Origin of the sequence: Nocardia sienata NBRC 100364, assembly GCF_001613205.1 — a bacterium.
Taxonomy (GTDB): Bacteria; Actinomycetota; Actinomycetes; order Mycobacteriales; family Mycobacteriaceae; genus Nocardia; species Nocardia sienata.
Window position 1 is genome coordinate 36845 of the sequence record NZ_BDBX01000008.1, and the last position, 15249, is coordinate 52093.

Here is a 15249-nt window from a genome sequence, read left to right on the forward strand (position 1 = left end):
TCGATACACAGGAGCAGAATGAGTGCCAGAGCTGAACTGGTCCGCGAACTGAACGGACCCACTGCCGCGTCGGAAATGCTGTCCGACTCCGAGATCGAGGATCTGCTCGGATTGTTCCGCAGTGCCCAGCAACGGGAAAAGGACCTGCTCATCGAAGCAGTCAACGGAATGATCCGGTTCTTCCCCCCGCCGTTCCGGACGATCACCCGCCGGATCATGTTCGGGGACAAACTCGAAGGATGAGCGATCTGGTCACCCGTGCGCAGATGATCCTGCTCGCGCGCACGCTACATGTGCCTGTCGAACGTATCGCCTACCTCGAACGACTCGGCGCCGAGCATCTGCACGAACTCGAGCAGCGGATGTCGGGCCGAGTCAACGAGTTCCACGGCGAGATGTTCAAACGGATCGGGCGTCTGATCCCGATCATTCCCCTCACGGTGTCACTGCCCCTGGTCCAGCGGATCGTGCCGCCCATGATGACCGGCCGCGCGGCCGGAGCGGTCGGCGTCGAATACCCCGATGCGGCCGCCGAGACGCTCACCATGCTCAAAACGGAGTACGCCGCGGACTGCACGCCGTATGTGGATCCCAAGGCACTCGGCGAACTGGGCGACATCATGGCCTCCGAGCCGTTGATCGCCATCGTGAACGAGGTTCTGCGCCGCAAGGACCACATCACCGTCGGGCCGTTTCTCGAGTATGCCAAACCGAACTTCGTCGAGGCGGTCGAGCGAGGGACGCACGACGACGAGGGCATCATCTTCTCCGCCGCCTACGCGTACTCCGCGCCCGCGATCAGCAACATACTGCGCCAGTTGCTGGACGGCCGGTCGAAGCGGATCCCGCGGATGATGGAGACGGTGCTGGCCGGTTCGCCGGAATTGAAGGAAGCGGCGATCTCGGTGATGTCGCGGGCTTCCCGGGATGTGGTGTCCGAGATCGGGGATATTCTGCTCGCGATCGCCAGTCCGGAAGCGCTGGGCAAACTGGCCGCCCACGTCATCCAGAAGGGCGCGGCGCCGGAACTGATGACCTTCGTATCGAAGCTCGGCCACCCGTCGCTGCAGCGGATGGCGATGAACCCGATCTTCGCCAATACCGCCGCCCTCACCGCGATCGTCGAATCCCTGGTCATCTCGTTCTCCCCCGGGCCGTGGCGTGGTCTGCTGCTGCTGGCCGAGCGCAGCCACCCCGATGTGCAGCGCTATATCGTCGGCCTGATGGTGCGGATGCCGGTGGAGCGAATCGCCGAGCTGCCCGAGATCGCCAACGCCGACGACCTCTGGCCGGAACTTCTGAGGCTGATGGCCCTCGCCGACCACCCGTCGCAACGCCGGATCGGTGCGATCTGGGCGGAGTTGCCGGCGGAGCGGAGGGCCGGGCTGCGCCGGCGGATCACCGAGCTACGGCTGGACGCGAAACTGGCCGGGATCGTCGAGGAGGTGCCCAATATCTCGGTGGAGGAGGTTTTCTACCAACGACGGCGGCGCGGGCGGCGACGGGGCCCGACACCCGATAGCTGGAGTGTCGCCTGAGAAGCCGAGGTTGCTGAACAACTGCCGGACCGGGCCCCATTTCGGCGCGTCTACGGTGGTTGTATTCCCATAGCCAGGCATATTCGGTTACCTTCGTATAGGTCTCTGCTTTCGCTCGGAATTTGCTATCCCCTCGCCTGATGCGGCGGCAAATCGACGAAAAGAGGTCGGCACGAGATGAGCAACGGACAGTTCCTCCATCGGATATGCCGTACGGCTGTACTCGCCGGTATCGCGGCGGCCGCGCTGGCGCCCACAGCGCCCGCGTCGGCCGAACCGCTCTGGCCGAACGGGCCGGACGTGCCCGGTGCTCCGGCCGTTATTCCGACCCAGGCGCCCTGCTCGACGGCCGCCCGGGCCTGCCTGCGATTGTCCAGTAACGAGGTCTGGTTGATGGACAACGGCGAGGTCGTCTACGGGCCGACGCCGATGTCGCACGGTATGCAGGGCTACGAGACCCCACCCGGTGTCTTCCACGTCGCGTTCAAAAAGCTGTACCACTGGAGCACCATGCACAACGCCCCGATGCACTACGCGGTCTTCTTCAACGGCGACATCGCGTTCCACATCGGGCCGGTGGAACACAAATCACACGGGTGCATCCGGCTGACCGAACCCGGCGCCATCGCGGTCTACCACTACCTGAACCCGGGTGATGTGGTCGAGGTCGTGCCCTGACCTCCGGGTGAGCCGGTCCGGGCCGCGGAGCCCGGACCGGCGACCCGGTACCCGGGGCGCGCGTCCGGTTTCGTACGCTTGCCCCATGTGGATCATCGTGGCTGTCGCCGTCATCAGTTGTGTGCTCATCGCGATCGGCTTCGCGCTGGGTCTGCCGGACTGAGCTGCCGCCGGACCGCTCGATAGCCCGCCCGCGCCGCAGCGGACGGGCTCGCTGTATCGCCCGGCTTCCGGCGGATCAGTCGGCGTCGGCCGCGGTGCTGTCCCGCGCCGATTCCCGATCGGGCCGGTCGAGTGCCACCGGACGCAGTAGCGCCCAGGTCACGAAGGCCGCGGCGACCACCACCAGGGCCAGGCCCGCCCACAGGTTCACATTGATACCGCCGGTTTTCGCCTCCTCGTCGACGGTGTCGTGAACGAGTCCGGTGATCACCAGGATGATGCCGTAGAGGCCGAGCAGGCCGCCCACAATGGTGCGGATATCGAAGAGCACGATGGTTGTCCTATCCGGTGGCGATATTGAGGACGATCACGAGCACCAGCGCGATACCCGCCAGCAGGACCGGGCGCTGATACCAGGGCAGGGTGGCGGCCTCGGGATCCGTGCGCAGTTCGCGCGGCGTCTCCGAGTAGACGAGCCCGACCAGCTCGGCGGCCGGTTTCGGCGCGGTCACCATGGTCACGGCCACGCTGACCAGAATATCCACCACGAAGGCCGCGCCGGCGGCAACAAAGCTGACGCCCTGCCCCGAGAGCGAGAACACCTCCGTCTCGTTCAGGACGAAGATGGTCACCGCCACCGCGGTACCGGCCACCAGCCCGGTCCAACCGGCCGTGGGCGTCATGCGTTTCCAGAACATGCCCAGGATGAAGGTGGCGAACAGGGGCGCGTTGAAGAAACTGAACAGCGTCTGCAGGTAGTCCATGATGTTGCTGAACCCGCCGGCGATGAACGCGGTGAAGATGGCGGCGACGGTGGCGCCCACCGTGGCCAGCCGCCCGACCCGCAGGTAGTAGCCGTCGGATCTGTCCTTGACCACGTACTGCTGCCACAAGTCGATACTGAACACCGTGTTGAACGCCGAGACGTTGGCCGCCATACCGGCCATGAACGCGGCCAGCAGGCCGGCCAGGCCGACCCCGAGCAGACCGTTGGGCAGGACTTCCTTCATGAGATAGAGCAGCGCCTGGTTGTAGGTGACGTCGCTTTCCACGTCCGGATTCGCGGTGACCGCCGCTTTGTACTGGGCCATCTGCGGGACGAGTACCGCGCTGATCATGCCGGGAATGATGACGATCAGCGGAATGAGGATCTTCGGATACGCGCCGATGATCGGGGTGCGGCGCGCGGCGGCGATGGAATGGGTGGCCAGCGCACGCTGCACTTCGACGAAGTTGGTGGTCCAGTAACCGAACGAGAGCACGAATCCGAGACCGAAGACGATGCCGAGGATGGACAGGAAATCATTGGCGAAGCCCGACAGCGCGTTACCCGGCCAGGAGTCCAGCTGTTCGGGGCCGCCGGGGGAGGCGGCCACTTTGTCCTGTAATCCGTCCCAGCCGCCGACCCGGTGCAGGCCGATCAGGGTGAGCGGGAGCAGTGCGGCCACGATGACGAAGAACTGCAGGACCTCGTTGTAGATCGCCGCCGACAACCCGCCCAGGGTGATGTAGGAGAGCACGATGATCGCCGCCACGATCACCGCGACCCACAGCGGCCAGCCCAGCAGGACATTGAGGATGGTGCCGAGCAGATAGAGGTTGACCCCGGCGATGAGGACCTGGGCCACCGCGAAACTGAGCGCGTTCACCAGATGCGCGCCGGTGCCGAAGCGGCGGCGCATGAACTCCGGCACGCTGCGCACCTTGGAGCCGTAGTAGAACGGCATCATCACCACGCCGAGGAAGAGCATGGCCGGGACCGCGCCGATCCAGAAGTAGTGGAAGGCGGGGAAACCGTATTCGGCGCCGTTGGCCGACATACCCATGATCTCGACCGCGCCGAGATTTGCCGAGATGAAGGCGAGGCCGGTGACCCAGGCCGGTAGGGACCGTCCGGAGAGGAAGAAATCCATACTCGACGACACCCGTTGCCGGGCCAGTAGCCCGATGCCGAGGACGAAGACGAAATAGAGGGCGACGATCGCGTAGTCGACGGGCTGGGCGTCGAGCCGCAGTACCTCGCCTTCCGCGACCAGTGAAACGACCTCGTGGGATAGCTCGTGCTGCGACATGCGACGTTCTCCTCGAAGCGGTCCCGGACAACCGCGCGCGACTCGCGTCATCGCTTCTACCGATGGCTGGCCGCACTACCAGACCGGCTCTGGTGTATAAAACGTACCGCGCTGGACGGCCGTCCGGGTGCTGTCCGGCGGAATCGGGCGTGTCCGTGAATACGAGTCCCGGTGGCCGGTCTTCGTCCGGCCCCGAGCACAGTGGTGCGGGCGCAGGCTCTCGTGCGCCGTCCCGTGTGTTGCTACCATGGACGACGGCGCATCCAATCGCATTGTGCGCCAGGGAGTTTCATGGGTCCCTGGCGCCACTGTGGTGTGCGCGGGTTTCGTGGTCGCCGAAGTAGGGGTCGCCGTGATTGTACGCGTGCAGAGCACCGAATTGTCGGGCGTTCAACGTTTTGTCCGGCGACTCATATCCGATTGGGGTCCGGGCGCCGAGCGGATGGGCGGTGTGGCACTGCTCGGCTCGCCGCAGCCGCGTTCGCGCCGCCGGGCCGCGCCGGACACCGACCTGCTGGTCTGGACGCCGTACGCCTGCACCCTGGTGGTACTGGCCGATTTCGGTTCGGTCCAGCACGGGGTGCTCACCACCGGCCCCACCGGGCGCTGGCAGATCGGCGACGGTTTCGCGGATCTGCGCATCGGGAAGTCCGCGCCGAATCCGATACTGCGTGGGCGCAAAGTGCGCAACGAACTGGTCGCGCTCTTCCGGCGGCACGGCCTGTCCGAACATATCGATGTACTCGTGGTGCTGATCCCCAAGACCGGCTCACGAATCATCTGGACGCCGCCTCCGCCGGTGGACGGCATCGATACCGTCCTGGTCCGGATCGGGCGCTCCGAGGGTTTGGCGGAGTATTTCGAGCGTGCGGCCGTGGGGCCGGTGCGCTGGCGCGGTGAGGACATCGCGCGGGCCTTCGAGATCCTGGGAGCGCCACGGTATCTGCCCGATCCGGACGCGCTCGAGGAGGAGGGATTTTTCTTCGCGCCCGGAAGCACCGCCGGTATTCGTGCCGTGTCGGGCGCATCCTCGGGGCCGACGGTTCCGGGCGAACCGAGGCCTGTCGCGCCGATATCCGCGGCGTCCGCACTGTCCCGGGAACGGGGCGTCACCGGAGACTTCGCCTCTTCGCCGCAGAGTGTGTCCGCGGAACAGGATGCCCTCTCCTGTCCACCGATCCGGCATTCGGGCGCTTCGCCCGCACCGACGGCCACTCCGGACGAGTCTCCGGAGCGCGGCGATGCCACCCGTGAAACCGTCGCGGGCTCGGTCGATTCCGGGGAGTCGCCGATCGGAGACGAGCACCGGCCGGAGAGCGAGGCGGCGAGCTCGGCAGGTAGGCGGGCCACGGGTACCGCGGCTGGTACGCGGACCGAATCGGATCAATGGGTTTCCGGGCCGGATGCCGGGGTGGAGCGCGGTGCCGGGCGCCCGGCTGTGGGGGAACCGGGTGTCGGGGGCGAGGATACCGGCCGAGGGCGGGACGAAGGTGGTTCCGGTGGCGCGGCCGCGGGGCCACGGCAGCGGCTCGAGGTCTCGGATCGGGAGACCGGCCCGGAGCCGAGGGTGCAGACCGGCTCGCCGGCGGTCGCGGTCGAGAGCGGTGATCCCGCGGCTGCCACGGCCGAGTACGGGAGCGCGACGGCTGCGCCCGCTGCGCCGGAGGCGGGGCCGATACGTGAGACCGGGGAAGCGAGCGACTTCCGCGCGGAATCGGGCCCTACTCCGGTGCGCTCGGTGCTGCGCAGTCGGTTCGGTGCCGGGGGTAGTGGCCCGGGGCAGGAACCGGGCGAATCCGCCTCGCCCGCGGTCCGATACCGCGACGTCGCGGTGGATCCCGGCGAACAGGCTGCGCCGGGGCCGGCGGTGGCGCGCGGATTCGCCGGGTCGCAGACGGACCGCGATCCGGACGGTTCCGCCCGTATCGGGCCCCGCCCGCCCGGGCGCGGCGGCCGGGACTTCGCCGATACGGCCGCCCCCGATGCCGATCACGGCCACCGCAGTGGTGACCGTGTTGCGGCCCGGGTGCGGCGGGGTCTCGCCGGGCTGCGGGAGATCCCGGTGCGAGCACGCCGGACGGCGGCGGGTCCGCACCCGGTTGCCCGGCCACCGCGGGAGCCTTGGGCGGGTCGCGCCTACGGCAAACCGGCGCGCCGCGGGAAGGACCTGCGGTATCCGGTGGCGCTGGGGCTGGCCGGGGTGGCGATCGCGGCCGTGGCGGCAACGGTTTTCGCGGCCTCCGGGTTCGCCCGGTTCGATGTGACCGAATACGGTGCGCTGTGCGGCGGGGGCGAGGGGAATCCCGCCGCCGCACCCTATTCGGCGGCCGGACCCAGCCCGGTGTATCTCGGCGGGGAACTGCCCGACTACACCGCGTTCGGTCCCTCCGCGGTATGGCGTCCGATCGATTCCGGCGCGGTGCAGCTGGTGGCGTGTGTGGACCGGGAACGTCGTGGGGAACTCGTGTACACCTGCCAGTACCCGCCTGCGCCCGGGCAGCCCGTGGGCCGGACCCTCAACCTCTTCACGGCGGTCTATCGCCTCACGGTCTACGAGGCCCGTACCGGTAACCGGCTGGCCGCGATGGAGGTCACCGGCGACCGGTACGGTACCGACCCCGCTGTAGCGGAACCGGATCCGTGCCGCGCGGCCACCGGCGCGCCCGAGGACGGACTACCGGGACGCCGGTACAGCCGGCCCTCCCATCAGCAGATCGAGCAGGCCCTCACACCGTTCGTGGTACCGGCGTCCGAGCGGATCCGGGCCGCTCGCTGAGCGCGGCCGCTCCGGTGCCGAACTGCGGGCGGGCGCCCTCGTAGCCGTTAGGCTCGGGACACCCGCCGATCATCGCCGCACCGGTCCCGGTGGCGGCCCGACCCCAGGAGATTCAGCACAGTGGGCACTGGTTCGATCCTCATCACCGGCGCGAGTTCCGGCCTGGGCGCCGAAATGGCCCGGCAGTTCGCCGCTCTCGGCTACGATCTGGCCCTCTGCGCGCGCCGCACCGAGCGCCTCGACGAGCTCGCGGCGGAGATCGCGGCGGCCCATCCTCGGGTCGAGGTGCGGGTCGCGGCGCTGGATGTCACCGATTTCGATGCCGTACCGAAGGTGTTCGACCGGTTCGCCGCCGAGCTCGGCCGGATCGACCGGGTGATCGTCAATGCCGGCCTCGGCAAGGGGGTGCCGTTCGGGAAAGGTGGTGACCGCCCCAACCGGCAGACCGTCCAGACCAATTTCCTCGGCGCCATGGCCCAGATGGAGGCGGCCATGAAGATCTTCCGCGCGCAGGGCGGCGGTCACCTTGTGGTGATCTCCTCGATCTCCGCGGTACGCGGTATGCCCAAGACGATGACCGCCTATGCCGCGAGCAAGGCCGGCGTGGCCGCGCTGGCCGAGGGTATCGCCGCGGAACGGGTCCCGGGTGTGGACGTCTCGATCGTCTACCCGGGTTATATCGCTTCGGAGATGAACGACAAGGCCTCGCATCCGCCCACTTTCCTGGTCGATACCCGCACCGGCGTCCGCTCCATGGTGTCGGCGATCGAGAAGCGGAGGTTCAAGGCCTACTGCCCGGCGTGGCCGTGGGTGCCGCTGGCCTACGCGATGAAGGTGCTGCCGCTGTCCATCGTGCGCCGGCTCGCCGGGATTTGAGCGTTCCCGTGCGCGGGCCGGCTCATTCCAGTCGCTCGAGCACTGCCACGGCTGTGGAGAGGTCGGTGAGCGCGGCCACGATCTCGGTCAGGCGCTCGATACCGAGTTCGGCGGTGAGCCGGGTGGCGAACTCCGCGTGCCGCGGCGTGATGCGGGCCACGGCGGCATGCCCGGCGTCGGTGATCGCGACCAGTTTGGCGCGCCGGTGCGCCGGGTTCGGCCGGTATTCCGCGAGGCCGCGTTCCACCAGCAGGTCGGCGATCCGCTGCACCCCCTGCCGGGTGACGCCCATCGCCCGGGCGATGCCGGCCACCGGGAGTGGTTCGTGCAGTACGGCGCCCAGCACCTGCCACCAGGCGGCGGTGAGACCGGCCGGCCCGGCCAGGTTCTCGGCGATCGCGAGGAACTGGCCGTTGAGCCGGAACGAGGTGATGGCGGCCGTGCTGAACAGCTGCTGTTCGGGATTCTGCACGGTGCCCGGACCTCAGACCGCCGCCTGCCGCGCCTCGTATTCCGCCAGGACCGCGTAGCCCGCCGGGTCCCCCGCGCTGAACAGGCGGTACCAGCCGTCGAGTACCTCGGGTTCGTAGATTTCCAGGGCGCCCAGCACTTCGCGCGCGAACTCGAAGGGTGCGGTGGAATTGGCCGTGATCACCCCGCGATCGGTGACCGCGGGTTCGTTTACATAGTGTTCGCCGCCGGCGTAGCCACTGGCAGCCAGGAATTCGGCGATATTGCTGGTGTGCCGGCGGTCGTCGAGCAGGCCCGCCCGCGCGAGGCCGTAGGTCGCGCCGCAGATCGCGGCGACCGGGACGCCGGCCGCGGCGAATTCGCGGGCCTTCTGGGCGAAGGGATCCAGCTCGCCGAGTTCCCAGCCGGTGGCGCCCGGCAGGATGAGCATGGCGCTGTCGGCCGGGGCGAGCTCGGCCAGGGCGATATCGGGCACGATCCGCATGCCGCCCATCGTGGTGACGGGCTCGGTGCTCACTCCGACGGTACGGGTGCGGTAGGCGCCCGGTTCACGGTGCCAGGCGTCGTTGTTGATATGCGCGGTCGCGGCGCCCACCTCCCAGTCGGCGAGAGTGTCGAAGACGGCCACGTGCACGATTTGCGGGATCATGACAACATACTGTCAATACGACATCATATTGTCAAACCGGGTCAGAAGTGTGGGGTACCGCCCACCACCCCGGCGCGTTCGAGAGCAGCCACTTCCGTCGTGCTGTAGCCGAGTTCGGCCAGTACCGCGTGGTTGTCCTGGCCGAGTAGCGGGGCGTGGGCGCGGTGGTAGCGACGGGGGCCGGCGGAATAGCGAGCGGGGACCGTGCTGTGTCGCGCGGTCGGATTCACCGGATGGGCGACGGGTTCGAAGAACTCGCGGTGGCGCAACTGCGGGATCTCCGGCTGCCGGTGTGGCTGTAGTACTTGGGCCACCGGTATTCCGGCGTCCCAGAGGCGGGCGACGACCGCACCGGCTTCCTGCCCGGCGAACCACTCCGCGAGGTGGTCGTCGATCGCGTCGTGGTGGGTCCGGCGGCCCGCGACTGTGCGCAGTCCGGGGGCGGTTGCCCAGGCGGGCCGGCCCAGGACGTCGACGAGCGCGGCCCACTGCTCGTCGGTGGCGACGGCGAGGGCTATCCAGTTGTCGGGCCGGCCGAATTCGTCGAGTCCGGCCGCCCGGTAGAGGTTCTGCGGCGCGGCGTGCGGACCCCGGTTGCCGGCGCGTGCCAGCAGGGCGCCGTAGGCGGAGTATTCGATGACCTGCTCGGCGGTGATGTTCAGGGCGGCGTCGACCATGGCCGCCTCCACCAGCACTCCTTCACCCGTGCGGCGTCGGTGTTCCAGGGCCAGCAGCAGAGCGACGAGTGCGTGCACGCCGGCGTTCGGGTCGCCGAGACTGTAGGGCTCGACCGGATTCTGGTCCGGGTACCCGGTGCGCGCGGTGAGCCCGGAGGCATCTTCGATCACGTAGGCGAAGGCCGGATTATCGCGCCAGGGACCGTCGAGCCCGAACCCCGGCATCCGGACCATGACGGCATCGGGGCGCAACGCCCGCACGGCGTCCCAGTCGAGACCGATCTGTTCGATCACCCGCGGCGTGTAGTTCTCCACGAGCACATCACAGGAGGCGACCAGCCTGCGCAGGATCTCGCGCCCCGCCGGCTCCCGGAAATCGACGGTGATCCCGCGCTTTCCGGTGTTGAGGCCGGTGAAGATGCCCGACTTCTCCCACCACCGGTCTTCGTCGATCGGCACCCCGGCGATAAGCCTGGTCCCGTCGGGACGCTGGGCCGATTCGACATGGATCACCTCCGCCCCCTGCATCGCCAGAAAGTGAGTGCACGACGGGCCCGCCCAGAACGTGGTCATATCGAGTACCCGCAGGCCCTGGAACGGAAACGGTTTCGCGGTGGCGGTACCGGTCGGGACGGGGCGGGTGGGTGATTGGCCGCGGCGGTACCGCTCGGTGTGCTCACCCAGTCGCGGTGCCGCCGCCGGTTCGCGCAACAGCGGGGGGCGGGACCGGAACGGCGGTCCGGGCCGGACGAATCCACCGTCCGGGTGCACCGTGAAGAAATCGCGGGCGCGGTGCTGATCCAGCGCGGTGACAGTGGCGCCGTCGGCCACCGGACTGTTCGGGATCCGGAACGCCGTGGCCAGCTCCTGTATCTCGTCCACCTTGTGCGCCGCGAACCAGGCCGCGATTTCGGTGGCCTTCTCGTTGGTACGTTCGGTGATGGCCGGAGTCGGGTCCTCCTCGATCCACTCGGGATGCCCGACCATGACACACAGATCGAACCACTGCTGCGCGGTACCGCACCCGACCGCGATCAGGCCGTCGGCGGCCGTGGCCACGCCGGGCCGGCTCAGCCGGCGCTGGGTGCGGAACGGGCGGTTCAGCGTCTCGTAGAAGGACACCGGATAATAGGAGAGCCCGAGGATCTGGGTCTCCAGCATCGACAGGTCGACCAGCTCGCCGGTGCCCGTGGCGAGGGCGCGATGCCGTGCGGTGAGGAGCGCGGCCGCCGCGTGCGTGCCGGCGAACCATTCGCCGACATCGCCGCCGATGTGCAGCGGTGCCCGATCGGGCGCGCCGCGGCCGAGGCCGACGATACCGCCCGACCAGGCCTGCAGCGTGAACTCCGTGGCGGGCCGCCCGGCCCACGGGCCGTCAAGACCGAACGGTGTGATCGTGGTGACGACGAGGTGGGGATGGCGGTCACGCAGCGCGGCGGGCGCGTGCTCGGGCCGGTCGGCGGTGCCGGGCCCGGGGGTCCAGACGACTGCGTCGGCGCCCGCGAGCAGCCGGTCGAGCAGGTCGCGGTCCGCGGCGCTGTCCGGATCGGCCACCACGCTGTGGGAGTGGCCGGCGAGGAATCCGAAGAGCGCGCCGTCGGTGCCGTCGTCGAGGACCGCCCCGGAGACCGTCCGGCGGCGCAGCGGGTTGCCCGCCGGTGGTTCGACCGCGATCACCCGGGCCCCGGCGTCGGCGAGGAGTTTGGTGCAGTACGCGCCGGCGATCCCGCTCGACAGATCGACCACGACGTAACCCGCCAGTGGTGACATTTCCGGGGGGCAGTATCGGCCCGGTGCCCGATTCGCTGTCATAACTGCCTCGATTCCTGTGCCGGGATTGCGGTGTGGCGAACCCGTGGAGACCACGCTGCACCCGCACTGTGGTGCGGGTGCAGCACACCGGCACGCCCGGGCCGGTGCTGTCGATCCCCCGGGAATGCGGACGCGGTCCGCTACTCCTTCTTCCGCCGGCCCGATCTGCTCAGCCGGAATTCCGGCGGGAACCGGCTGTCGTTGTCCTTGACCGAATTGTTCAGGCCGCCGTCGAAGGCGTTGTCCAGCATCAGATCGTTGTCGTCGGCGTGGATATGGCCGCCCATCGATTCGAAGAAACCGCTGAGCAGGCTGCCCATGTACTCACCCTGCTGCTGTTTCATGATCTCGAAGAAGACCTTCTGCATGAACACCGTGTCCGTGGGCCGGTTGCGGGCGCAGGCCAGTGCGTACTTGTCGGTCTCGGACTCGAGATCGGCCCGGGGCACGACGCTGTTGAGGAAATTGCACTCGGCCATCTCGGCGGCGGTGAAGGGCCGCCCCGTGAACACCATCTCCTGGAATTTGCGCAGGCCCATGGTCTGCGCCCAAGTCCACATCCGTGGACCCCAGCCGTAGTAGCGGAACGACGGATGCCCGAACAGCGCATCGTCGGCGGAGATCACCAGATCGGCGTCGGCGGCCTGGTAGAAGTGCCAGCCGTAGCAGTAGCCCTTGACCTCGACAATGCTGATCTTCTTGAATTCCTGCAGACTCCGGCAGCCCGCCTGGGCATTGGCGTACCACTGGCCGATGGTCGCGCCGTGCCGGAACGACCCCTCGGGCGGATACCTGACCTCGTCGGGCCCGATCTTGTATTCGCGTAGCCGCGGTCCCTGATCCGGATCGTTCTGTACCGTCATGAACTCGCCGAGATCGGCGCCGGACCCGAAATCGTCACCCGCGCCCCGGATCACCAGCACCTTGACCTCGTCGTCGACGCTCGCCCGGTGGATCAGGTCGCCATAGCGCAGGCGGGCGTCCATGGTCGGGGCATTGAGCTGGTCGGGGCGGTCGAAGGTGATGGTCGCGATGCGGGTCGCCGGGTCCTTCGCGTACCGGATGATCTCCTCGGCGGTGGGCTGTAGGGGATCGGCGGCCCGGGTGTCCCCGTCGTCGTCGGCGTGGACTCCGTTGCCGGGGGTACGGGTGGTCATCGCGGCTCCCAGTGCGGGCTCGAGGTCAGGATCTGCGGGCCGTCCGCGCCGATGAGTACGGCGTCGCGGCCGAACACCGCACCCACTCCCTCCGCCCAGACATAACCGGTCACGGCGAGCACCATGCCGGGCTCGAGTATCTCGTCCTCCGCCGTGCGCCGGAGGGCGGGCGCGACGACCGGTGGGTCGAAACCCATACCGAGACCGCGGGCCACGGGCAAAGCCGGCAGCGGCTCGCCGGCGGAGAGATAGGCGTCGAGCAGACCGGCCGCGGGCGTGCCCGGCCGGCATGCCGCGAGGAGACTGTCCCACAACCGGTTCCAGCGGCCGTAGAGTTTCGCCGCCGCCGGGGTCACCGGACCGACCGGCCAGGTGCGCCCGACCTCCCCGATGTATCCGTCGGCGAGGACACCGGAAGAGAAGGCGACCAGATCACCCTCCTGGACCCGCCGGTCCGCGGTGGCCCGCCGCCAGGGATGGTCCCGGGCGGTCACCCACGCCGCGTCCTGCGTGGCGGGGGTGCTCACCCCGCCCGCCGCGCACGCTTCGAGCAGGACCCCGGCCAGCCCCTGTTCGGTGACCCCGGGCGCGAGTTCGGCCAGTCCGGCGGCGAGTCCCTGTTCGGCGACCCGCAGTCCGGCGCGCAGGGTAGCGATCTCGTCCGCGGTCTTGATCCGCCGGGCCGCGCGGAAGGCCAGTTCACCGTCGAGGATCTCGGCGTTCGGGAACGCGGTGGGCAGCAGCTCGGCGAAACCGGGGGAGAGCGCATCGGTCCCGACCCGCCGGGCGTCGGCCGCGCCCTCGATATCACGCAGCACCGCGACCAGATTGCGGGGATCCCACATGGTCTCGTAGAGGTTCTCGTGCGGGATGTCCTCGGGGATTCCCTCGTCCCAGGTGCTGTGCAGATGGACCGCGCCGGTACGCCGCACGAGCAGGGCCACCGGTCCGAACGGCCGAGTGCCCGCCACCCACAGCTGGGGCGCGCCGGAGAGGTAGCGGGCATTGGCCTGCCGTCCGGCGATGAGTACATCGAGGTCGTGGGCGTGCATCTGTGCCAGCACGCGCTCGCGGCGTCCCACCCGCAGCGCGCGATCGTCCGGCAGGATCTCAATCGCCATAGGGGGCATAGGTGTAGTCGGTGAGAGGCGCGAAGCCTCCGTCGGTAACCACCACGATCTCCTCACTGCGGTAGCCGCCGGTGCCGTCCTCCCACACCACGGGTTCGAGGACCAGCACCATGCCGGGTCGGAGCACGAAGTTCTCGTCGAATTCGGCGCCGAGATCGGTGCCGATCATCGGCACCTCGGCGGCGCTCACGCCGATTCCGTGCGAAATGTAGAAATGGGGGAGCCAGGGCCGGTGCCCGCCGGCCGCCGCGGTGGCCGCAGCACCGAGTTCGGCCGCGGTCGCGCCGGGCCGGATCTGCGCGAGTACCGCGTCCAGGATCTCCCGCCATTTCCGGTATTGCGCCCGCTGGCGCGGTGTCGGGTCCCGGCCGACGATCCAGGTGCGGCCGAAATCCGAGCAGTACCCGTTGTAGGTGATGCTGACATCGGTCCACAGCACGTCACCGGCCGCGAGTTCCCGCTCGGTGGTGAGCAGCGGCAACGCGAGATCACCGTGCTTGGTCCAGACACCGTCGGCTTTCGTTTCCGGCATGACCTGCCAGATGGCGTCGAGCATGGTGGCGGTGGCGCCGAGCTCGAACGCGCGCCGCACGAAACCCGCGGACAGGTCGATCTGGCGCTGCCCGGGGGCGAGACCGGTGTGGATGTCGACGATCGCTTCCTCGGTGATCCGGCAGGCCTTGCGGATACAGGACAGCTCGTCGGCCGTTTTGATCAGTTTCGCCGGGCCGATGACCGTGGCGGCATCCACCGGCTTCCCGCCCGGGAAGAGCCGGTCGCGCGCCCGCAGCATGGCGCCGGTGTATTCGTCCACCGCGAAGGTGGAACCGGCGGGCACCAGATCGGTGAGTTTTCGTGCGAAATCCGTGACGCCCTCGTCGAATTCGAGATACACCGGCGGATGCAGATGGTCGGCGGGCAGTTCGGTTTCGGCCGCGGCGCCTGCCCGGAAGGGCAGGAACAGATGCGGCCATTCGTCGTGCACCGTGACCACGGCGACCGGTCGCTCGACGTGGGCGAGGCCGGCGTCGCCGAGCGGCCAGTTGGCGCCGGTCGCGTAGACGACATTGTTGTTCAGCAGCAGGATCGCCGCGTCCACTCCGCGTTCGGCCATGGCTGAACGCAGGCGGGCCCCGGTCTCCCGGCGCATCCGGGTGCGGTCCGGGAGGTCGGGTATATCGATCGCCGCGGTGGTCGCGGCGGGAAAAGCGGTCATCGAAATCGGTCCTTCTCGCCCTCGGCGCTGCGGCT

13 protein-coding genes are annotated in these 15249 nt (G+C 68.8%); 5 read left to right on the forward strand and 8 right to left on the reverse strand.

Annotated features, from left to right (window positions below):
* Positions 1–18 precede the first annotated feature (18 nt).
* From NS4_RS07695 to NS4_RS07705, 3 genes are all read left to right on the forward strand, one after another.
* On the forward strand, positions 19–243 hold the full coding sequence (locus tag NS4_RS07695; protein WP_063058811.1) for a hypothetical protein: 225 nt from the start codon (positions 19–21) through the stop codon (positions 241–243).
* Positions 240–1538 carry a hypothetical protein gene (locus NS4_RS07700; RefSeq protein WP_063058812.1) on the forward strand — a complete coding sequence of 433 codons (1299 nt, stop codon included), beginning with the start codon at positions 240–242 and terminating at the stop codon, positions 1536–1538. The genes NS4_RS07695 and NS4_RS07700 overlap by 4 nt, the downstream gene beginning before the upstream one ends.
* 177 nt (positions 1539–1715) lie before the next feature.
* Positions 1716–2216: a L,D-transpeptidase gene (locus NS4_RS07705; protein ID WP_063058813.1), complete on the forward strand. Its 501-nt coding sequence runs from the start codon at positions 1716–1718 to the stop codon at positions 2214–2216.
* A 238-nt stretch (positions 2217–2454) separates the two neighbouring features.
* On the opposite strand, the gene NS4_RS07710 is transcribed toward NS4_RS07705, so the two are convergent.
* Together NS4_RS07710 and NS4_RS07715 are read right to left on the reverse strand one after the other, a co-directional pair.
* A complete protein-coding gene (locus tag NS4_RS07710) occupies positions 2455–2709 on the reverse strand; it encodes a hypothetical protein (RefSeq protein WP_063058814.1) in 255 nt (84 codons plus the stop codon).
* A gap of 10 nt (positions 2710–2719) precedes the next feature.
* Complete coding sequence (locus NS4_RS07715) at positions 2720–4450, reverse strand: sodium:solute symporter family protein (protein WP_063058815.1); 1731 nt, start codon at positions 4448–4450, stop codon at positions 2720–2722.
* A 451-nt stretch (positions 4451–4901) separates the two neighbouring features.
* On the opposite strand from NS4_RS07715, the gene NS4_RS07720 reads away from it, so the two are divergent.
* Both NS4_RS07720 and NS4_RS07725 read left to right on the forward strand, forming a co-directional pair.
* Positions 4902–7226, forward strand: coding sequence for a hypothetical protein (locus NS4_RS07720; RefSeq protein WP_157105934.1), 2325 nt, complete (start codon positions 4902–4904; stop codon positions 7224–7226).
* A 120-nt stretch (positions 7227–7346) separates the two neighbouring features.
* Positions 7347–8102 (forward strand): SDR family oxidoreductase, encoded by a 756-nt coding sequence (locus tag NS4_RS07725; RefSeq protein WP_084487003.1) that lies wholly within the window; start codon positions 7347–7349, stop codon positions 8100–8102.
* A 22-nt stretch (positions 8103–8124) separates the two neighbouring features.
* On the opposite strand, the gene NS4_RS32065 is transcribed toward NS4_RS07725, so the two are convergent.
* The 6 genes from NS4_RS32065 to NS4_RS07755 form a co-directional block, all read right to left on the reverse strand.
* Positions 8125–8574 carry a MarR family winged helix-turn-helix transcriptional regulator gene (locus tag NS4_RS32065; RefSeq protein WP_063058817.1) on the reverse strand — a complete coding sequence of 150 codons (450 nt, stop codon included), beginning with the start codon at positions 8572–8574 and terminating at the stop codon, positions 8125–8127.
* A 12-nt stretch (positions 8575–8586) separates the two neighbouring features.
* Complete coding sequence (locus NS4_RS32070) at positions 8587–9222, reverse strand: type 1 glutamine amidotransferase family protein (protein ID WP_174552077.1); 636 nt, start codon at positions 9220–9222, stop codon at positions 8587–8589.
* Between the two features lie 41 nt (positions 9223–9263).
* Positions 9264–11669 carry a CaiB/BaiF CoA-transferase family protein gene (locus NS4_RS07740; RefSeq protein ID WP_063058818.1) on the reverse strand — a complete coding sequence of 802 codons (2406 nt, stop codon included), beginning with the start codon at positions 11667–11669 and terminating at the stop codon, positions 9264–9266.
* 182 nt (positions 11670–11851) lie between these two features.
* Positions 11852–12868 carry an enoyl-CoA hydratase/isomerase family protein gene (locus tag NS4_RS07745; RefSeq protein ID WP_084487004.1) on the reverse strand — a complete coding sequence of 339 codons (1017 nt, stop codon included), beginning with the start codon at positions 12866–12868 and terminating at the stop codon, positions 11852–11854.
* Positions 12865–13989, reverse strand: coding sequence for a M24 family metallopeptidase (locus NS4_RS07750; RefSeq protein WP_063058819.1), 1125 nt, complete (start codon positions 13987–13989; stop codon positions 12865–12867). The genes NS4_RS07745 and NS4_RS07750 overlap by 4 nt, the downstream gene beginning before the upstream one ends.
* On the reverse strand, positions 13979–15214 hold the full coding sequence (locus tag NS4_RS07755) for a M24 family metallopeptidase (RefSeq protein WP_063058820.1): 1236 nt from the start codon (positions 15212–15214) through the stop codon (positions 13979–13981). The genes NS4_RS07750 and NS4_RS07755 overlap by 11 nt, the downstream gene beginning before the upstream one ends.
* Between the last annotated feature and the right edge of the window lie 35 nt (positions 15215–15249).

What these genes read in the sequence shown, in the direction of transcription:
- NS4_RS07705 (WP_063058813.1), top strand. Translation starts at nt 1,716, where the DNA reads ATGAGCAACGGACAGTTCCTCCATCGGATATGCCGTACGGCTGTACTC.
- NS4_RS07755 (WP_063058820.1), bottom strand. Translation starts at nt 15,214, where the DNA reads ATGACCGCTTTTCCCGCCGCGACCACCGCGGCGATCGATATACCCGAC.
- NS4_RS07695 (WP_063058811.1), top strand. Translation starts at nt 19, where the DNA reads ATGAGTGCCAGAGCTGAACTGGTCCGCGAACTGAACGGACCCACTGCC.
- NS4_RS07740 (WP_063058818.1), bottom strand. Translation starts at nt 11,669, where the DNA reads ATGTCACCACTGGCGGGTTACGTCGTGGTCGATCTGTCGAGCGGGATC.
- NS4_RS07750 (WP_063058819.1), bottom strand. Translation starts at nt 13,989, where the DNA reads ATGGCGATTGAGATCCTGCCGGACGATCGCGCGCTGCGGGTGGGACGC.
- NS4_RS07745 (WP_084487004.1), bottom strand. Translation starts at nt 12,868, where the DNA reads ATGACCACCCGTACCCCCGGCAACGGAGTCCACGCCGACGACGACGGG.
- NS4_RS07715 (WP_063058815.1), bottom strand. Translation starts at nt 4,450, where the DNA reads ATGTCGCAGCACGAGCTATCCCACGAGGTCGTTTCACTGGTCGCGGAA.
- NS4_RS32070 (WP_174552077.1), bottom strand. Translation starts at nt 9,222, where the DNA reads ATGATCCCGCAAATCGTGCACGTGGCCGTCTTCGACACTCTCGCCGAC.
- NS4_RS07700 (WP_063058812.1), top strand. Translation starts at nt 240, where the DNA reads ATGAGCGATCTGGTCACCCGTGCGCAGATGATCCTGCTCGCGCGCACG.